The following is an 18810-nucleotide window of genomic DNA, read 5'->3' on the forward strand; positions in this document are numbered from 1 at the left end:
CGTTCCGTATTCATTTTCCCGGACGCGAGGCGAGGCGCGATCGCCACGTTACCGTCGGGCGCGGCGCATATATGTCGACACCCGGCGCGAGCTGGTTCGGGATGAACGGCTGCTCCGAATGATGGCGTGCCGAATCGAGGATGGCCTGCACGAAATCGTGGTGCACCCACTTCAGGCGCACGGTCGTCGTGTAGTCCGTCTCGACCTTCACATAGAGCCCTTCGGAGCGCTCCGACTTGTCGCACTGCTGCCATGCACGCGCGAGGTTGAGCCCTTGCCGCCGCACCGTTTCCTCGGACGCGCGACGCCAGTTCGGCGTCTTCGCGAGCGATGGGCCGAGCAGCGCCGGCGCGATGCCTTCGTACAGCACGGGCCCGTCGGTGAGCAGCGCGCGACGCGCGGGCGTCGACAGGAAACGGCCCGTTGCGCGGTCGAACACGTCGAACTCGAAAAGTGATGCGGCAGCGCGTCGTAGAACACCACATGCTTCTTGCTCATCGTCTCGCCATACATCACGTAGCGATCGCCAAGGCGGTTGAGCAGCCAGCCGAGGTATGCCCGGGATTCGTAAAAAATCCGCCACATTTCTTCTTAACTTCCTGATTTTATAAAGAATTTTCGATCTCAATGTACGCCTGTACGATCCAGATCCCCCATTCCTAGCTTTCCTAGCTTTGACGCCAACAGCAATCGTGCCGAGCGCCAGTCTGTCAGGGCCTGAATCCGCTGCTTCTTCGCGTTGGCCAGCGCCGACTGCGCATTGAGCAGCTCGAGCATGCTACCCACACCGATCTGATACCGGCGCTGTGCCGCCTCGTATGAGTGCTGCGCCAGTGTCAACAAGTTCGCGCTATTGTCTAGATTTTTCGTCGCGCTCTGCAGCGACTGGTAGCTGTTCCACACGTCCAGTCCTACTTGCTGCCGTGCCTCGGCCAGTAGGTCCATTTGCAACTCTGTCTGAGCATCGGCCTGCCGGACCTGATAGGTCCGCGCGAAGCCCTCGAAAATCGGGATCGTCAGTTGAAACCCGAGATACCACTCCCGGTGTGTGGCCGGAAACACCGGGAAACCGAGCTGCAAACTGGTTGGCTGGTTGTTGAAATTGTACTGGGCGACCAGATTCAACTTCGGCAGACCCTCCGCGCGTGTCTGTGCGGCTTTGGCGCGCGCGGCGGTGACCTGCGCCTCGGCTGCAGCAATCCCCGGGTAATGCTGCTGGGCATCCTCGATCAATGCCGCCACCGAATCGCCGAACGCGTGATCCGGTTGAACGCCGTCTCCAACATCCGGCAGTGAGATCGGCGTCGCCGGCGCCAGATTCATATCCGAGGCGAGCGTCCCCACCGCGCTTGCCCAGTCGCTCTCCGCCTTCGTTCGGTTGACGACGGCCTCTGCATACGCGGTCTGCGCCTGTAGTTGATCGCTGATCGCGACAACTCCCCGGTCCACGCGGGCCGTCGCGACATCGGCGCTACCTCGAGCGGTCCGCTCGATTTCCCGGGCTGCCGCCAACGAGCCTTGCGCGGCCTGCGCCGCATAAAAATCCTTGGCGACGGTACCGAACACCGTCTGCAATGTCGCCAGTTGATTGGCTTGCGCCGCCGCCAGTAGCGCCGTCGCATTGCGCAGCGCCGCCGAGCGGCCGCCGAAGTCGTACAACACCCAGCTAAGCGATACGCTCGCGTTTTGCAGGTTTTTCCCGTAGTTCGAGTCGTACTGCGGATAGCCGGTGACGTGATTGTGCGCAACATCGCGCGTACCCTGCCAGCTACCGTTGATCGTTGGCAGGAATCCGGCTCGTCCGACACCAACCGCGGCCGCCTGAATCTTGACGTTGGCCCATGCCTGCCGCGTTTTCGGATGATTGCAGAGGGCGCGCTCAACCGCATCCTGCAATCTCAGCGGTGTAGGTAGGTCGCCGAACACGCACACACCCTCGCTCTTGCCGAGCAGATCGACTGCAGGCGTTGCCGGTACGGCGCCGTTCGTTAGTAATGGATCGAATGCCCATGTCGCGGTCGCAATCGATAAACCGGCGACGAATGCGCCGGCTACCTCCGTTCTTCGCTTAGCGCTCACGCAAACTCTCCTGACCAGTCTGAATCACAGGATCGAGGAAGTAATGTGCGACGCTGCGCTTTCCCGTCTTGATCTCAGCCGACACCGACATGCCCGGCGTCAGGTTGATCCACGTGTCGTTGGCCCGAATGCGATTCGTCGTCAGGCGGATGCGAACCGGGAAGGTCAGCCCGCGCTTTCGATCGGTCACCGCGTCGTTGGAGACTGTTTCGACGGTACCGTGCAGAAAACCGTAGCGCGTGTACGGGAACGCATCGACCTTGACAACGGCGGGCTGCCCCGCCTTTACGAAGCCGATGTCCTTGTTCTCGATGTTCGCCTCGACCTCGAGCGTGTCGTCCGGCACGATATCCATTACTGGCGACGCTGCGGTCGCGACACCGCCCAGCGTATGAATCTTGAGCTGCTGCACGGTACCGGCAACGGGCGCGGTCAGGCTCAACAGTTTCTGTCGCGTGTCCGCCTTCGTTTCATCGTTGCGGCTTTGTGCGAGCTGCTGATTCGCCTTGTCCAGCGCATCGAGCTGCTGGCGACGATACTGGGACGTGAGTGCCGCGATCTCCGCGCGCTGCTGCGCAATCGCCGCAGCTAGTTCCTGCGCATGGCTGCGTTGCGCCGCCAGTTCGTGTTCCTGGTTCAGCGCAGTCTGCTCCTTGTCCAGATAGTCGGTGCGCGCCACGTATTTCTCGTTCACCAGCGACGCGTAGTCGTTTGCCTGCCGGCGAGCCAACGGGGCGGTCGCGTCAAGCTTCGCGATCTGCTGCCGCGTGGTGCCAAGCTCAGCCTCGCGCTTCATCAGTTCGGCTTGCGCGCTGTTCAGCTTGTCGCGGTATTCGAAGTAGATGCCGTCGGCGAAGTGCTGGGCCTCGAGTTGTTGTTCGTCGCTCGCGTCTTCGACTTTCGCCAGCATCGGTGAAGTTCCCTTGGTTTGCGCCTGTAGCAGCGCACGGCTGCGTTCGACCGTCAGTGCGGCATCGAGCCGGCTCTGATGGGCCTTGTCGGCATCGGCTGCCGCCTGAGTGGTGTCGAGTTCCATGAGTAGTTGCCCAGCCTGCACGCGCTGCCCATCACGCACTAGAATGCGCCGCACCACCCCCGTGAGTGCGGGCTGGATCGTCTTGACCTGCTGCTTCGGGATCAGCTTGCCCGGTGCGACAGCAACGATGTCGAGCTTACCGATCAGTGCGATCAGTACAGTGAAGACGGCCAGTGCGACGATGATGCGCATCGTCCACATCGGTAGCGGATGGACGGGCGTCTCGGCCAGTTCGAGGTGCGCCGGCAGGAAGGCCCGTTCGTGGGCGAGGCGTGGTTTGGTATCGTTCTCGAGCCGCACCCGCCACGCCTCCCGGAAAACGGTTGCATACCGGCCCATCAGGGCAGCGAACGCCTGAATTTTTGTGATCATGGGTAAGCTCAGGCGTTTTGCAGCGCGACCAGATGCGCGTAATAGCCGCGCAGTTCGAGCAGTGTCTCGTGCGTACCCTTCTCGACGATGCGCCCTTTGTCCATCGCAATGATGTGGTTTGCATGACGCACCGAACTGAGCCGGTGCGCGATGATGATCACGGTCCGCCCCTCGCACATCGCCCGCATATTGTTCTGGATGATGTGTTCAGTTTCGAAGTCGAGAGCGCTGGTTGCCTCGTCGAAAATCAGGATACGGGGATTCGTCACCAGCGCCCGCGCGATCGCGATGCGCTGGCGCTGACCACCCGACAGATTGGCCCCTTGTTCTTCCACAATCGTATCGTAGCCCTCGGGCAGTTCCGAGATGAAGTCGTGAGCGCCGGCGAGCTGGGCCGCACGTATCACGACATCGAGCGATACGGCGGGATCGGTGACGGCGATGTTCTCGCGAATCGAGCGATTGAAGAGACGATTTTCCTGCAGCACAACACCAATTTGTCGACGCAGCCAGGCTGGTTCCGCCAACGCCAGATCAATGCCATCGATACGCACGCGCCCGTGTTCGGGTAGATACAGGCGCTGCAGCAGTTTGGTGAGCGTGCTCTTGCCCGAACCCGACCGGCCGACGATACCGACCACCTCGCCCGCCGCGATCTCGAGCGACACGTCGTCGAGAATCGCCGGTCCATCCGGGCGATAACGAAAGCGGATCGACTGGAAGCTGATGTTGCCGCGCACCGCCGGCAGCGTCTGTCGGCTTTGCGCCAGCTCGGTTCGAGTGTTCAGGATGTCGCCGAGCCGGCTCATTGAAATGCCGACCTGCTGGAAATCTTGCCAGAGCTGCGCGAGGCGCAGTACGGGGGCGGCCACGTGCTGGGACATCATGTTGAACGCAACGAGCTGCCCGACCGACAGCTTGCCCTCGATCACGAAGCGAGCACCCAGATACAACGTAATCAGCGACACGAGTTTGCCGACCAGCTGGATCAGTTGCTGGCCTACGTTGCCGAGCGCGGTCACCCGGAAACCTGCTGCGACGTAGCCGGCGAGCTGATTGTCCCAGCGACGCGTGAACTGGGGTTCGACTGCCATCGATTTGACGGTTTCAACGCCGGATACGGTCTCGACCAGGAAAGATTGATTGTCCGCTGTGCGAGCAAATTTCTCGTCGAGCCGCTTGCGCAGGATTGGTGTGATGAGCATCGAGATCGCCGCGTAGACCGGTAGCGACACCATGACGACCAGCGTCAGCCAGACGCTATATACGCACATCACGCCCAAGAAGATGATCGAGAAGAACAGGTCGATGACAGCGGTCAACGCCTGTCCGGTCAAGAAGCTGCGTATGTTCTCCAGTTCGCGTACGCGCGCGACGGTGTCGCCCACGCGGCGCACGCCGAAATAGGCTAGTGGCAGAGTTAGCAAATGCCGAAATAATCTTGCGCCGAGCTCAACGTCAATCCGGCTCGCAGTATGGGCGAACACATAGTTGCGCACGCCCGACAGTAGAATCTCGAAAAGGCCGCTGACCAGCAGTGCAACGCATACGACGTTCAGCGTATCGAACGCACGATTGACCAGCACCTTGTCCATCACCACCTGAAACATCAATGGTGAGACAAGCGCAAAGATTTGCAGTGCCGCCGACACGAGCAGCACCTCGAGCAAGATGCGCCGGTACTTGACGACGGCTGGAACGAACCACGAGAAATCGAAATGTGCGAGAGCGCCGGCCAGGGACGCACGCGAAGTCATCAGCAATAGCTGCCCACCCGTTCGCGCCATCACAGCGGTCGGCGAAACAAGTTCTGCCTGCTTTGCTCCAGCCTCCACAATCAGGGCCTTCTCGGCATCGCAGGCGGCCAATACAAAGTGCCGCCCAGCTTCGTCCAGCATAAGTGCTGGCTTCGGCGTTTCCGCCAACCGCTCGGCAACAACACGGACACGCCGGACTTTCAGACCCAGCGCGCGCGCGGCAAGTTCCAGATCATTGACCTCCAGTTGCTCGGAGCCTGCCGAAGCCGCGTGCCGCATTTGCTCGGCGTTCGCGGCAATTCCGTGATATTGGGCAATCAGGACCAATGCCGCTAATCCGGGATCGATCATCTGCCCGTTATCGGGCATCTTCTCAGTCATCTAAACACCAATTCAACCTGTACAAAAAAACCGCCCGCAATACAACAGTGCGGGCGGTCGCCTCTAAAACGCGAGCGTTAATGCCAGTTAGCGGCAAGGACTGGTTGCAGAGCAGATTGCTGATTGGGTGTCAAGCTCGTCGTCCCGGCTGCAGGCGGAGAAAATGCCGCCATCGCCTGCACCAGCTTCTCGACATTGAAACTCGACACCGTTTTACCGTCACCAGAGGTAATGTCGGCCTGATGCGGCGAGCTCGCGTACCAGTCCCTGAGCACGACCGTCTCGGCACTGCCGATGACCGAAATGTCTAGATCCTGGCCGACGTGCTTGAACCAAAGATGATCGGCGGCGACATCGGAACCGAACTTGAGCTTCCCGGCGAAGCCTGAAATATTCAGATCGTAATTGCCGTGCCCGACATTGACGGTTGAAATGCTGCCGCTGACCGTTGCCACGTCGTGGCCATCTCCCAGATTGAGCGTGGCGATTGAACCGGTGCTGGTCACCGTATTCGTGCCACTTCCCACCGTCAGCACCTGGAATGCTCCGGATACCGTATTGTTTCCGTTGCCGAGCGTAATCTTGGCGCTGCTATCGGAACCAGTCACGTTGTTCGCTCCGTGTCCAGCCACGACCGTCGCTCCGGATCCAACGAGCGTGACGGTGTTGTTACCGTCTCCCAAGGTCAGATTTGCGCTTGATCCCGAAACGATCACGGTGTTGGAGCCTGCTCCCTGAAGCGTTGCCGTATTGCCCGATCCGCTCTGCAGGAGAACGTGATTGCCCCCTGCCGCCGTTACCCCCGAGAACGCGTTACTTTCGTTAATCGCGACCTGAGAATCAGCGACATTGACCTTCTTGAACGTATCAACGTTCAGAACATTGGCCTGAACCAGCAATTCCAAGGTCGAATCGGCGCTAACGCCACTCTGGTTGACCGCAGTCACCTTGATATCGACAGTTCCGGTACCTCCCGCTCCCGGCGCAGCACGCAATTTGTTTTGCGCGGGATCATACGTCAACCAGGCCGGCAGCGGGCTGCCGTTCGCGAGCGTAGCGCGATAAGTCAGCGTATCGCCTTGCGGAACCGTGAACAACGAAGACAACGGATCGCTCTCCCACGCATTCGCCGAGTCGATCATGCGATAGCTCGGTGAATGTCCTGAGAGTTTGGCCGGCCCGAATCCCGGAATCGTGATCGGTGTGATAGGCGGCACCGTTACCGGCGGAACAGGATTGATCGTGACAGGAAGAATTGGATTCCCGGTGATCGGCGGAATGGGCTGGCCCGTTACCGGCGGATTCGTTGGCGTCACCGGGTTCACGATCACGGGCGGAACGACCGGCGTGATCGGATTCGTTACAGGTGGCGTAGGGGACGGCGGAGCCGTCACAACCCCGGCGGCCTTCGGCGTGTCCTTGGCGAAGATAAAATCCGACTCCGTGACCTGTGCGAAATCCAGGGCATCAAGATAGACCAGTTCAGCCGGGGTACCGTTCGCTCCCAATGACTTGCTGCTGACGCTTACGCCATGGATCTGGGCAATTCCATTGATCGTCGCACGATTCCGTTGTTCGACAACGAGATCGGCAAAGCTCGTCACGCCCGTTTGGCTCAGGTCGATCTTGTCGACTCCGTGCCTGAATCCTCGCAGTGCGTTACGGAAGCTCGTTGTACCGGGCTGATTCTGGATCACGAACGTGTCCGAGGTTGCGCTGTCGTGGCTATACACCGTGCCAGCCAGCGACGCGATCGTCTTGCCGCTGGCGTCGGTCGTATAGCTGACGCCTTGTGCGCCACCGTCCAAGACAACCGTTCCTGCGCCGATGTTGGGATTGCCCGACGGCGCCTGGCTGTTGATATACGCAGCGGGCGCAACGAACGTGTCCTGAAACTGGAATTGGGCGGCCGTCAGGGACGAGACTGACTGATTCTCAAGTACGATCGATTGACCGTCGCCCAGATCGATCCGAACGTTTGCCCCCTCCTGTGTAAGCTTCAGGTTGGCAAACGACTTGCCCTTGAAGCCGACCAGATCGATGACTTCCCCACGATTCGCGGCAAAGTTGACGATCGTATCCAAGCCGCCGGCACGCCGATGAACGACAAAATAATCCTTGCCGCTTCCGCCGATCAGCGTGTTGTTGCCTCGCCCGCCATCCAGCAGGGCATCTGCACTGTTTGCCTTCAGCGTATCGTTTCCATCGCCGGTCACGATATTCTGGATTGTTTCCGGGTGCGTGATCGTCAGGCGCGTACCGCCGATACTCGCGATGCCCGTCGTCAAGTCGACCGATGTATCCCCGGAAACAGCCGCCGCGTTGATCGTGTTGCGCCCGCCCGCCTTGCCGTTGACTGCGTCGTCGAGGGTGCTTCGGGTGGCACTGGCCGAGACCTGCGCCGCGAATTCGTCCGTGTAGTAATAGGTATCGTCTGCGGTCGTCGGGCTGCCGTACAGGCGCAACGCCCAGTTGTTCAACGTCACCGGTTGCCCGGTCGCGGCATCCGTAACCTCCAGCTTCCAGCTACCCGCAGACTGCTCTCCCCAGTCGTGTGTCGACATGAACGTGTAGCCGAATTTTCCTGACTGCGTGCTGCCCACATCAGTATCGCTCGCACCCTTCACGCCGACCGGAATTTTGCCTTCCCGGTTCAGCAGGATGCTTCGTGTTCCGTTCGGCGCAATCAGCGTCACGACCAGATCACCGAGCCGGCCCACGTTCGCGTCAAAATCGATCTCCGCGTGCTCGACGGTGAGACCAGCCTGCATGCTCAGCGACGAACTGAACGTGCTGCCCGGCGCGACCACTTGACCAAGCGAACCACTTGCCGCCGAATACATCGCCTCGTTCGCACCGGTGCCCTGCGTCAGCCACGATTCGGCCAGTCGCACGGCAGCACGGGCATCAACCTCGCCGAAACCGTAGTCGTGGCTGGTGTGCATGCCGCCACCATTCCAGTTGTGCGCGCCGTTCGTATCCCACTTCGTAGCGGAGTCGTTCACGGTCCGGGCCGCCAGAGCGAGAATCTTCTGAACGTCGCGATAACCGAGGTTTGGATTGGCCTGCAACATCAGCGCGACCACGCCCGACACGATCGGCGTGGCGAAGCTCGTGCCTTGCATTGCGCTGTAGTCGCTGCCGAATGTCGAGCCCTGGTCGGTTTGAAGCATTTCGCTGGTCGACACGACATTACTGCCCGGCGCCGACACCAACAGGCTTGCGCCGGGATTCGAGAACGGAGCCGAACCGATTTGCAGCGTCGAGAGATCGCCTTGAGCGTTGATTGCGCCGACTTCAATCGAGAAGCGATTGTTGTTCGTCAGCGAACCCTGCGCGCTGCCTCCTTTCTCTCGCTGGTTCCCACCCGCCGTCACGATAATCGTGCCCAGCCCACCTCGGCCGTTGTCGGCCGCATATTGCGCGTTCGACACCAGTGCGCTCTCGGTGTTGATCTGGCCACGCTGCAGGTTGCTCATGGCGAAATCGTTCGTAAAACCCCAGCTGTTGTTGGCGATGTCGTAACTGACCATGTGGCCAAGGCCGCTAAGATCAGCGCCGCTGTTGGCGAGATAATATCCACCGACCGTCGCATCATAGGCGACACCGACACCGCCTTGACCGTTCTTGGCCGCCACCATGACCCCAGCGACCATTGTCGCGTGGTTGGAGACGTTGGTGGGCAACGACCTGTCGGCTTGCTGAGTCTGGAGCCAGACGGGATCGATGTTTGTCGCAAGATCCGGGTGATGAATATCGAGAATCTCCGGCGCCGTTGCGAACTGACCACCGGGTTCGAACTGGCCAATACGAACGCCTTTGCCCGTGTAGTCGTTCCAGACGGGCAGCACGTTAGTATCTGTCAGGTACCATTCTTGCGATGTCAGTGGATCCGTGGGAATCTCGGGCGTGAGCAGCGTCGCGGTGGCCCGCATCGGCGCAGTTTGTCCACTGTTCAAATCCACGACTGTCGCAGCCGGGTTGCCTGCTGCATCCGCGATGCTGTACTTGAAGCTCATAACACCTGTGAAGCGGGCATTGGGCGTAAACAGCACATCGCCGGCAGACGTCAGGCTAACCGTTCCGCCAACAGCATCGCCGACCGTCGTAATATGCAGATTGCCTTGACTTCCGAGCCGCTGGTCGTTCGCAAGCAGTTGCGCAGCGGAAATCAGATGCGGCTGCGTACGGTTGAAGGCGCTTCCGGCCGCATCGGAACGCAGCGCATCGGCGACGGGCATTGCGTTTGGCTGCGTCAAGTTGACCGCCGAAATGTCCGCAAAGTTGAGCTTCTGAATGTTCGTAAGCGCCAGCTTGCCGTCACGGCCTGCGACGTTGTCAGATACCGTATAGCCGGTATCCGTTTTGGTGATCGTGTAGTCGCCGTGATTGCCGTGCAGGGTCACGATGTTGGTGCCGCCACCACCATCGATGACGGCATTGCCCTTGCCGGCCTCGATCACGTCGTCGCTGGCACCACCATAGATGTGATCGGCACCGCCGCCCGCGTGGATAATACTGCCGCCTGCCGACGCGTAGATCGTGTCGCCATTCGGGCCGGCAAACAGCACTGCCTTGCCGCTACCGCCGATAATCGTGTTGTGGCCGGAACCGCCAACTATCACGTCGTTGCCGCCGCCACCGATCAAGGTGTCGTTGCCCGTGCCGCCGCGGATGAACGCGCTGGTGCGACCACCGCTTAGAATTACGTCGTCGCCATGCCCGCCTTCGGCAATAGTCAGCCCCGCCTGCGCCATGTTCAACGTGACGCCCTGGTCACCGACGATGATCGCCGTGTCGCGACCGCCGTTACCGTGGATATTTGCCGGATTGTCCTTGGCGCTGATTACAAAGACATCGTCGCCAGCGCCACCTTGATACGTGTTACTACCACCGCCGCCGACCAGCCAGCTGCCCGTGGGGGCTGCAATCAGCGTATCGTTGCCGGTACCCGCATAGACGTTGTCGACGCCGAGTTTGCTGGCGTCGAGCGTTTCATCCGCTGTATTCCTGCTGGTGAAAGCCGTTTTCGTGACGCCGTTCCCAATCGATGTGAGCTTGGTGCCGCCGGCCACATTCACGAACGTGTTGCTGACCGGGCTTGCCAGGAAATCCACCGACAAGACTTGTCGTGTTTGACCGTTGATCACAAACGAACCGCGGCCCAATACTTCGTTGCCGTCCAGCGTTTCACCAATGCCCGCTGAAGTTGACGCGACATTGATCTGCGTGATACCCAGTTCGTCAAGCGTCTTGAGTTCGCCAGCGCCCGACTTGCCGTCGTGATTTGCGTCGATCCAGACCTTGAGTTTGCCCCAAATCGGATCTTTCTTATCGATCACGCCGTCATGATTGGCGTCGACACTTGCGAGCGCCGCAAAGCTATCCTTGAACGGCGTCTGGCCCGGCCCGCCATTGGTGCTGGCCTTGCCGCCGTAGTATTCCGACAGAAACTGACTCGCATTCGTGATGTTGCCCGTGCCATCGTCCACGACCAGCATGCCGGTCTGGCTGTCGGCCCATCCGGTGCGCTTGAGGGTACCGCTGTGGTCGGTATCGAACAGAACGCCGTTCTCGATGCCCGTCATATGAACGCCCTTACCGCTGATATCCAGCAGCAGCGGGTCGACGTACGTATTGACCGTCGTCATCGCAGACAGGCCGTTGAGCACACTCGCGTTCAATTGAGGCGCATTCGGGTTTTGGGTCAAGGCCGGGTCGACGTAGAACTGGGAGATATAGTTGCCCGGACGTGGATTCGGGTCGAACTGAACTTCGCCCGGACGAATGCCGCCCGAAGCCAAACTGCCCAGCTGTGTTGAGACAAAATCAGTTTTGTTCAGCGTGTTGTTCGAGAACGAAACACTGTTGGTCGCGCTGTTCTGCACGAAGCCGTTCGATACATCTTGCGCCGCCTGCCCCTCACTCTGTACTTGCGAGTGTGGTTGCGGGCTCGAGTTGATGTTGATATCAACAAGGTTAGTCGGCGCAGACATCACCAAGGGCGGATTGTTAATTATTTGACCAGTCCAGATATTGCTTGGATCGGTAATCTGTGGATTCACTTTCAAATAATCAGCTACCGAAGAACCGTTTCTTTGAGCAAGTCCCCAGAGCGTGTCGCCAGGTTGAACCACATAGTTGGCAGGAGACGATGCTGCGTCCGGATCACGAGGGGCCACCGTCCTAACAATGCCAGGACTTCCCGGCGTAGCCGGGGAGGTGGTTACTGGGATGGTTGTTTCTATGCCGTTCACAAATGAGCGCGTGGAAATCGGTTTCCCAGCCGAACTGTAAGAAATCTGAAAATTATACGTTTTTCCCCCGTCGTCCACTTGCGACAGGACCTGCGTAAAACCTCCAGAAGACGGATCCGGAACCCAGATCATCTGGCCATTTTTCCCGTTAGGCAGCATTACGCCCATTGGGCTGCCATCTGGTGCTCGACCAGCTGCGATGTCCCGAGCGACGGTCGTACTTGCGTCGAACTGACTGTAGGTGGGCAGCGATTGCGGGTTACTTAAAATCCATCCGCCATCATTTAGGGACCAACTATTTACCTGTTGCGTATTGTTTATAATATTATCCGCAAATCCCGCGCCGGCCGAAATGGAGTTCACATTCAGAGGGTTATTCCCTCCAGCTCCTCTTGTGTCAATTTTACTATTGAAGTAAGACTGAAACACATTTAATGCGCCGCCTCCAGCTATTGCATTCGCCTTTCCAAGTCCAGAATACTCAGAAATAAGGCCAAAGTTGAATGATGCTGCGCTGCTAAACGCTGCAACGAAATCCTCTGGATTTTTGCCGCTGCTCTGTGGATAGGTGCGCTGAATGTCTTGGGTTCCACTTGGCGCAAACATTGCCGCCAGTGTCGCAAATAGATACTCAACTCCGCTTGTTGCTGCATCGGACACAATCGGCTTAAGTTTATCGGCTACCGATATCGCGTTATCGATTGAATAGTTTTCTGGAACGATTAGATATCCGCTCGGATTTGCCCCTGAAATCCGATTGCCGTTTGTGTCAAATATTCCCGCGTTCATGGCCGCAAACGAATTTGGGTCCTTTACGTACGATCCACCATACACCAGAAATTTCGCCGGAATCAGGTTGCCAGCCCTGTCTTTCACGTAAAAAACGGAAGCCATATCAATTCTCGCCTTCACATAGGATCGTAAAAATCGACCAAATAGTAATCAGAGTAAATTCGCTTCTCGGTATACGGGGATATGCCAAATAGTCCACCTCTACCTTTAGAAACACCTTTCTCTAATCCGCCACCTAACTGTTGCGCCGCAGCATTCCATTCCACCGTAGGATGGCCATCTTCGAGAGCCACCTGCCCACTCGTGTCATACACAATCGATCTGATAAATCCGAAGCGCCACCACTTTTCCTCTGTCTTGCAGATTGACAAACGTGTTCCATCTTTGAAGACAATGCCGTCGCGTCTGCACTCATCAAACGGATGGGCATCAATTACTATCAAAAAATAATCAATAATGGCATAATTCCTGTTTGCAGCAATGAAACCCATCCATGCAAAAATGGCCGCAAGGAATATTAAATTTGCCACCCATTCACCAGAATGGCGCTTCATCACAATCTTTATCAGAAATAAGATTGTCGATGCGGAAATCGCCAAGATCACAGTTGCGTACAAGATCAGCGAATATTGCCCAAACCAAGCGACAACGGCGAAGATCAGTGCCGCCGAAGATAACTTAAGCGCTCGACTCGATTTTAGATTTGAGAACGAATTCATTGGCAATAAAACTTGTTCTTTGGTTGATGATTTCAAAATCGCACATCGTGCTGGTTGCTGGACGGAATCGCAAAGTGCTTGACTTTCTGGCGCAAAGGCAACCCCGCAACGCACATCGTGCATTGAACTTGCCGAAATCACCTCGGAAGCAGACGGAGAGTCCAGCCCATTGAAAAAGCGGCAGTGCTACGAGATGGTTGTGATTTTGTTGGCGTGTCTCTGCCCGTTGGACAGTATCTCGGAAATAGTATCTCTGTTGGCCGCAGCAATCTCTCGACATACAGATCGAAGGAGGATAGTTGCCACAAACGAATGGAATCGACGAACGATTGCCCAGATACGGAAAATATGTATTGCGCATCTTTCCTGACCCAGGGAGCAGATGGTTATTTGAGCATGTCGCAACGTGATCAATGAGACATGACCATCATTTGTGTTACGAAATATTACCACATTTTGTCTGACCATTTGATGCCTCCGTGGAAATGGTGACGAGCACTCGTTCGCATCGCGATGTAATTTGAGTCGCGGCGAGCTGGATACCCGTCCGTGGCAATACCGGCATGAGCACATCAATCAGCTCGGCGACTTTCTGCTGGACTTCCTGCGCCCGTTTTACCGCTCGACGCGACCATGGATTTTTCTTAGGTCGAGATACGGCGGATTTTTTACGAATCTCCGCCCTACCTCCAGTCGGCATGGGCGGCGGCCCAGGTCTTGACGAACCCGAACTGCCGCTCGCGGCCGCCGCCGGCCAGATAGTGGCCGCGCGACTGCAGCAGCAGTTCGCCCGCCGGGCTGAAGCTGATGCCCGTGTTTGCGCCGTCGAGCTTTTCCTCGATGACGAGATGCGCGCCCGCGAGGGTGCGATAAGGAATGTGGTGGTGACGTTCGTCGCCGTCCTGCAGGCGCGAGCCTTCGAGGTGCGGCGTGCGCGGGTAGCGGGCGAGGTCGAGCGATTGCGCGTATGCGCGGAAATCCAGCGTCATGGTCTTTCTCCGGAAACAACAGAAAAGGCCGACGACGTGAACGAACGATGGGGTGTGCGTTGCGGTGTCAGTGCGTGTCCTGGCGCGGCCCTGCGATCGCTGTTCCGCGCCGCGAGGCAGACGGAAACGGGCAGGACGACACGCGGCCGGGACGGCAGTCGTCGGCGTATCAGGCGAAGGGACGAATGTTTGCGGGCACTTGGATCACCGATTCGATGAGGGTTCAGGGATGAAGCCGGCGGATGCTACGAAACGGCCTTTGCGCTGTCAAGCGTGGTCGGGCACATCCGTGGCGGCTGTCCGCGTAGGTCGAATGCCTGCCGCGGCGCGCCTTGCGCGTCATCGACGGGAAAATGATACGGATTCCTATATGTGTGTTTTTCGCCACATCGAGGGATGATTCGGTGGGTTACGCTGCGCTACCCGCTTGCTGCGCCCGTCGCGTGCATGCTAGAGTCGCCGCCATTCCGATCAACCCCTCACTCGCAAGGAGAAGAAAATCATGACGTCACGCCAGCACTCCTCCCGTCGCGGGTCGTAGTTCGGGTTTTTCGCGTCCGTTCGTTTCATCGTTCACGCCAAGCAGCACAACATATCGCCGTCACGGCGATGAGCCGGGTCGTTCCGATCCGGTCGTGCCGCCCTCTTCCCGACTTCCGATGCCGGGCAGCGCTTGTGTGCGCTGCCTGCGCCATGGCCCGCCGTTCTACTTTTTCATCGAACGGAAACCTCCATGGGCACTTCCATGCAATACCTGGGCGAGCGCATCACGTTGTGCGCTTGCGCCACCACCTGGATCGAAGGTGAGGCCATCCGGCAGCTCGAACACGCTGCCACCCTCCCCGGCATGCGGCGCGTCGCCGGCATGCCCGATCTTCACCCCGGACGCGGCTACCCGGTCGGCGCCGCGTTCTTTTCGACGGGCCGGCTCTATCCGGCGCTGATCGGCGGCGATATCGGCTGCGGGATGGCGCTGTGGCAGACCGCGCTCGATGCGCGGCGCGTCAGTGCGTCGAAGCTCGCGAGCCGGCTCGGCTCGATCGACGCCGCGCCCGATGCGAGCTGGCAGCCGCTCATTGCGACCGCCGGGTTCGCGGATCATGCGTACGCGGCGTCGCTCGGCACGATCGGCAGCGGCAATCATTTCGCGGAGGCGCAGCGGATCGACGCGGTGTATGACACCGATGCCGTCGAGGCGCTCGGTCTCGATCCCGATCGCCTGCTGCTGCTCGTGCATAGCGGGTCGCGCGGCTTCGGCCAGTCGATCCTCGAGCAACACATGCGCGAGCACGGCTACAACGGCCTCGACGACGCGGATGCCGCATGCACGGCGTACCTCGCGCGTCACGATGCGGCGTTGCGCTACGCGATCGCGAATCGCGACCTGATCGCGCGGCGCATGCTGGCGCGCTGGCGCACCGATGGCCGGTGCGTGCTCGACGTGAACCACAACCTGGTGAGCCGTGCGACCGTCGACGGCGAGCCGGGCTGGCTGCATCGCAAGGGTGCGACGCCGGCCGACGCAGGGCCGGTCGTCATTCCCGGGTCGCGCGGCGACTACAGCTACCTCGTCGTGCCGGTGCGGCCCGACGATGCGGCCAGCCTGGCATCGCTGGCGCACGGTGCGGGCCGCAAGTGGGCGCGCGGCGATTGCAAGGGGCGCCTCGAACGGCGCTTCACGCCGTCGCAGCTCACGCGCACGCCGATCGGCAGCCATGTGATTTGCGAAGACCGCGACCTGCTGTACGAGGAAGCCCCGCAGGCGTACAAGCCGATCGACAGTGTCGTCGACGCGCTCGAGGTGGCCGGCCTGCTGCGCAAGCTGGCGCGGCTCGCGCCGGTGCTGACCTACAAGACGTCCGGGGAGGCTGGCCGATGCTGATGCAGATTTCTTCGGCGCACGGCCCGCTCGAGTGCCAGCTTGCCGCGGCCAATGCGTTGCGGCGCCTGCAAGTGGAAGCCGATGCGCTGCGCGTCGTCGTCACGGTGCTCGATACGCAGCCCGGTGAACGGCTCGGCACGCTGCGCTCGGCGCTGCTCGATCTCGACGGCGCCGGCGCGCAGGCGCTTGCGGATCGCTGGACAGGCACGCTGCAATGGATTTGCGCGAGCCCGTACCGGTTGCGCCATCCGCGCAAGAACTGGTTCATCGGCGTCACGCGCTGTGCCGACGCGCAGCCGCTGCCGGATGGCGATGTGCGGTTCGAAGCGATGCGTGCACGCGGGCCGGGCGGCCAGCACGTGAACAAGACGAGCTCCGCGATTCGTGCGACCCATGTCGCGACCGGCCTGTCGGTGCGCGTGGAAAGCGAGCGCAGCCAGCACGCGAACAAGCGCCTGGCGCTGCAGTTGCTGCAGGTCAGACTCCAGCAGGAAGCCGACCGTCACGCATCCGATGCGCGCCGGCAGCGGCGGATGCAGCACTTTGCGCTGGAGCGCGGCAACCCCGTGCGCGTGTTTCACGGGGCGGCGTTCGTGCCGGCTGACTAAGCCCGAGCGCGTGGCCGCCGGTGGTTGTTGCGCCGGCGGCCCAACACCGCTCACACGCCCGGCCGCGTGAGCGCGATACGGCGCGCCTAGCGCGGCGCGATCGACAACAATGCGGCGAGCATCGCACCGTCCGGCTTCGCGAGATCGTCGAGCACGTCGAAGTGCTGCATGCCGGGGAGCCCGACGTGGACGCTCCGCTCGCCCGCCGCTTCGCATGCGGTCGCGTACTCGCGTGCCTGCCGGACGAGTTCGGGCAATTCGGCCTCGCCGACCGCCACGACCGTCGGCGCGCCAGGGCCGATATGGCGCAACGGGCTGTACGCTTCGACCTCGTGCGCGGTGAGTTGCAGCTTGTCGTTCAGGCAGCACAGCGAGATCGGTTCGAGATCGACGAGCGGGCTGATCGCCAGCGCCGAGACGACGGCTGGATGCGCGCGGTGCACGGCCGTCAGGTGGCCGCCGGCTGAATGGCCGCTCAGGTGGATCGGCCGCTTCGCGGTGCCGAGGCCGTCGGGGTCGTTCGCGAGGTAATCGAGCAGCGCACCGATCTCGCCGACGATGCCGGTCATCGTCGCGACCGGCGCGAGCGTGTATTCGGCGAGTATCACGTCGAAGCCGCACGCGAGCGGCCCGCTTGCCGCGTAGGCGAAATCCTCTTTCGCGCAGTGCTGCCAGTAGCCGCCGTGGATGAACACGAACAGCGGCGCATCGGGCTGGCCGCACGACAGCCAGTCGAAACGCTGCGCCGGTTGCGCGCCGTAACGCAGGTCGCGCCGCACGGACGCGGTGTCGTAGAACGCCGCACTGCGCGCCTGCATCGACGCCAGCAACGCGGGGAAATCGGGAACGGCCAGCGTGTTCAGATAAGCGGCGTCGAGCGCCGTGCGGTCCATGCCGCGATAGAGGATCGTCATCGGGAATTGCCTGGTTCGGGTTGCGGAAGCGCGGACGCAAGGTCCGGTGCGAAGGCGGCTTCTCAGTCGCCGATGCACGCATTATCCGCAGCGCGGTGCGGATCGGCTATCCGGAATCGGCGAGCGCGGAAACCGTCTGTCCGTTTTCGGCGGGAGATTGGCGCGACGTGCCGCCGCACCGTGATCAGGTCCGCACGCGCGAGCGTGAAGACCCGATACAGCCGGCGGTGCGCCGGGCATTCAGATCGATTCGGAGATTTCGTTCAGGTTCAGGCCGGGATCGCACACGTAGACCGACCGGATCTTCCGCGTCGCGCCCGTGCGTTCGACGGGCCTGTCGACGATCGGCATTCGGCGCGCTTCAGGTGCGCGATCAAGTCATCGAGCGGCACCGACGCGATGAAGCGATGCAGGCGCTCGCCGATCAGCTCGTGGACAACGTCGCCGCGTTCGTGGGCGCCGCGCCGCGGCATGGGGTGCGACGCACGTGGCGCATGGCACGGCGGCGGGAGATTTGAACCGTGCAAACGGAACGGCCCCACTCGATGGCTCGAAGCGGGGCCGGCTGAATTCGGGGGCTGCTTACGCCAGCGACTCGGCACGTAACGGGTTCGTGCATCCGCCCTATCTTGCGGCCGGTTTCTGAATGCCTGATGGGTGCTACTTTAGGGAATCCAGATCGCCAACGCTGTAGGGCCAGTCTGAAACTGAATCGGACGACTGCTGAAAAAATCCGTTTCGACAGCAGCGCACCGCTATCGACGCGAATCTCAGTACGCCGACATCTCGACGCAAGGATCGACCTTGGACGGCGAGCAGATGACCGAGTACTTGGCGCTCTCGCGCATCAGCGCTTCGCCTTCGTGCAGCGCGATCTTGATCTCGGGGTGACGCTCGTACGCGAGGAATGCCGAGCATATGACCGCGGACATCACGACGAGGGAAAACACAAATTTTTCAAGGGTTTGGAAACGTTCAGGCATGGTTCGACCTTTTTCTAGGCCGTGATTATAGCCCAGGATAA

Annotated in this window: 10 protein-coding genes and 3 pseudogenes; 3 read left to right on the forward strand and 10 right to left on the reverse strand. The window is 60.3% G+C overall.

Annotated features, from left to right (window positions below):
* Positions 1–10: 10 nt before the first annotated feature.
* The 7 genes and pseudogenes from HWX36_RS23650 to HWX36_RS23680 all read right to left on the reverse strand — a co-directional run.
* Positions 11–558, reverse strand: a pseudogene (locus tag HWX36_RS23650) (RNA ligase family protein); the annotation flags it as partial.
* Between the two features lie 66 nt (positions 559–624).
* On the reverse strand, positions 625–2079 hold the full coding sequence (locus tag HWX36_RS23655; protein ID WP_175955275.1) for a TolC family protein: 1455 nt from the start codon (positions 2077–2079) through the stop codon (positions 625–627).
* On the reverse strand, positions 2069–3487 hold the full coding sequence (locus HWX36_RS23660) for an HlyD family type I secretion periplasmic adaptor subunit (RefSeq protein WP_175955277.1): 1419 nt from the start codon (positions 3485–3487) through the stop codon (positions 2069–2071). Before HWX36_RS23660 ends, HWX36_RS23655 begins: the two co-directional genes overlap by 11 nt.
* 8 nt (positions 3488–3495) lie before the next feature.
* A complete protein-coding gene (locus HWX36_RS23665; protein WP_279613397.1) occupies positions 3496–5625 on the reverse strand; it encodes a type I secretion system permease/ATPase in 2130 nt (709 codons plus the stop codon).
* Between the two features lie 77 nt (positions 5626–5702).
* Positions 5703–12776, reverse strand: a complete 7074-nt coding sequence (locus HWX36_RS23670; protein WP_175955279.1) for a S8 family serine peptidase — start codon at positions 12774–12776, stop codon at positions 5703–5705.
* Between the two features lie 14 nt (positions 12777–12790).
* The gene (locus HWX36_RS23675; RefSeq protein WP_175955281.1) at positions 12791–13516 is read right to left on the reverse strand and encodes a hypothetical protein; all 726 of its coding nucleotides are present in this window, start codon (positions 13514–13516) and stop codon (positions 12791–12793) included.
* 575 nt (positions 13517–14091) lie between these two features.
* A pseudogene (locus HWX36_RS23680) lies at positions 14092–14382 on the reverse strand (RNA ligase family protein); the annotation flags it as partial.
* A 733-nt stretch (positions 14383–15115) separates the two neighbouring features.
* On the opposite strand from HWX36_RS23680, the gene HWX36_RS23685 reads away from it, so the two are divergent.
* Complete coding sequence (locus HWX36_RS23685; RefSeq protein ID WP_175955283.1) at positions 15116–16264, forward strand: RNA ligase RtcB family protein; 1149 nt, start codon at positions 15116–15118, stop codon at positions 16262–16264.
* On the forward strand, positions 16264–16872 hold the full coding sequence (gene prfH / locus HWX36_RS23690) for a peptide chain release factor H (protein ID WP_347879231.1): 609 nt from the start codon (positions 16264–16266) through the stop codon (positions 16870–16872). The genes HWX36_RS23685 and prfH overlap by 1 nt, the downstream gene beginning before the upstream one ends.
* A gap of 86 nt (positions 16873–16958) precedes the next feature.
* Here the strand turns inward: prfH and HWX36_RS23695 are convergent, their stop codons facing one another.
* Positions 16959–17786: an alpha/beta hydrolase gene (locus HWX36_RS23695; protein ID WP_175955287.1), complete on the reverse strand. Its 828-nt coding sequence runs from the start codon at positions 17784–17786 to the stop codon at positions 16959–16961.
* Between the two features lie 240 nt (positions 17787–18026).
* Positions 18027–18190: pseudogene (locus HWX36_RS23700) on the reverse strand (VOC family protein); the annotation flags it as partial.
* Here HWX36_RS23700 and HWX36_RS23705 point away from each other — a divergent pair.
* A complete protein-coding gene (locus HWX36_RS23705) occupies positions 18152–18304 on the forward strand; it encodes a hypothetical protein (protein ID WP_175955252.1) in 153 nt (50 codons plus the stop codon). The pseudogene HWX36_RS23700 and the gene HWX36_RS23705 sit on opposite strands and share 39 nt — an antisense overlap.
* A 252-nt stretch (positions 18305–18556) precedes the next feature.
* Here HWX36_RS23705 and HWX36_RS23710 read toward each other — a convergent pair whose 3' ends face one another.
* Positions 18557–18769 carry a hypothetical protein gene (locus HWX36_RS23710; protein WP_175955503.1) on the reverse strand — a complete coding sequence of 71 codons (213 nt, stop codon included), beginning with the start codon at positions 18767–18769 and terminating at the stop codon, positions 18557–18559.
* Positions 18770–18810: the final 41 nt, after the last annotated feature.

It is taken from the genome of Burkholderia sp. BCC0405, assembly GCF_902833075.1.
GTDB lineage: Bacteria > Pseudomonadota > Gammaproteobacteria > Burkholderiales > Burkholderiaceae > Burkholderia.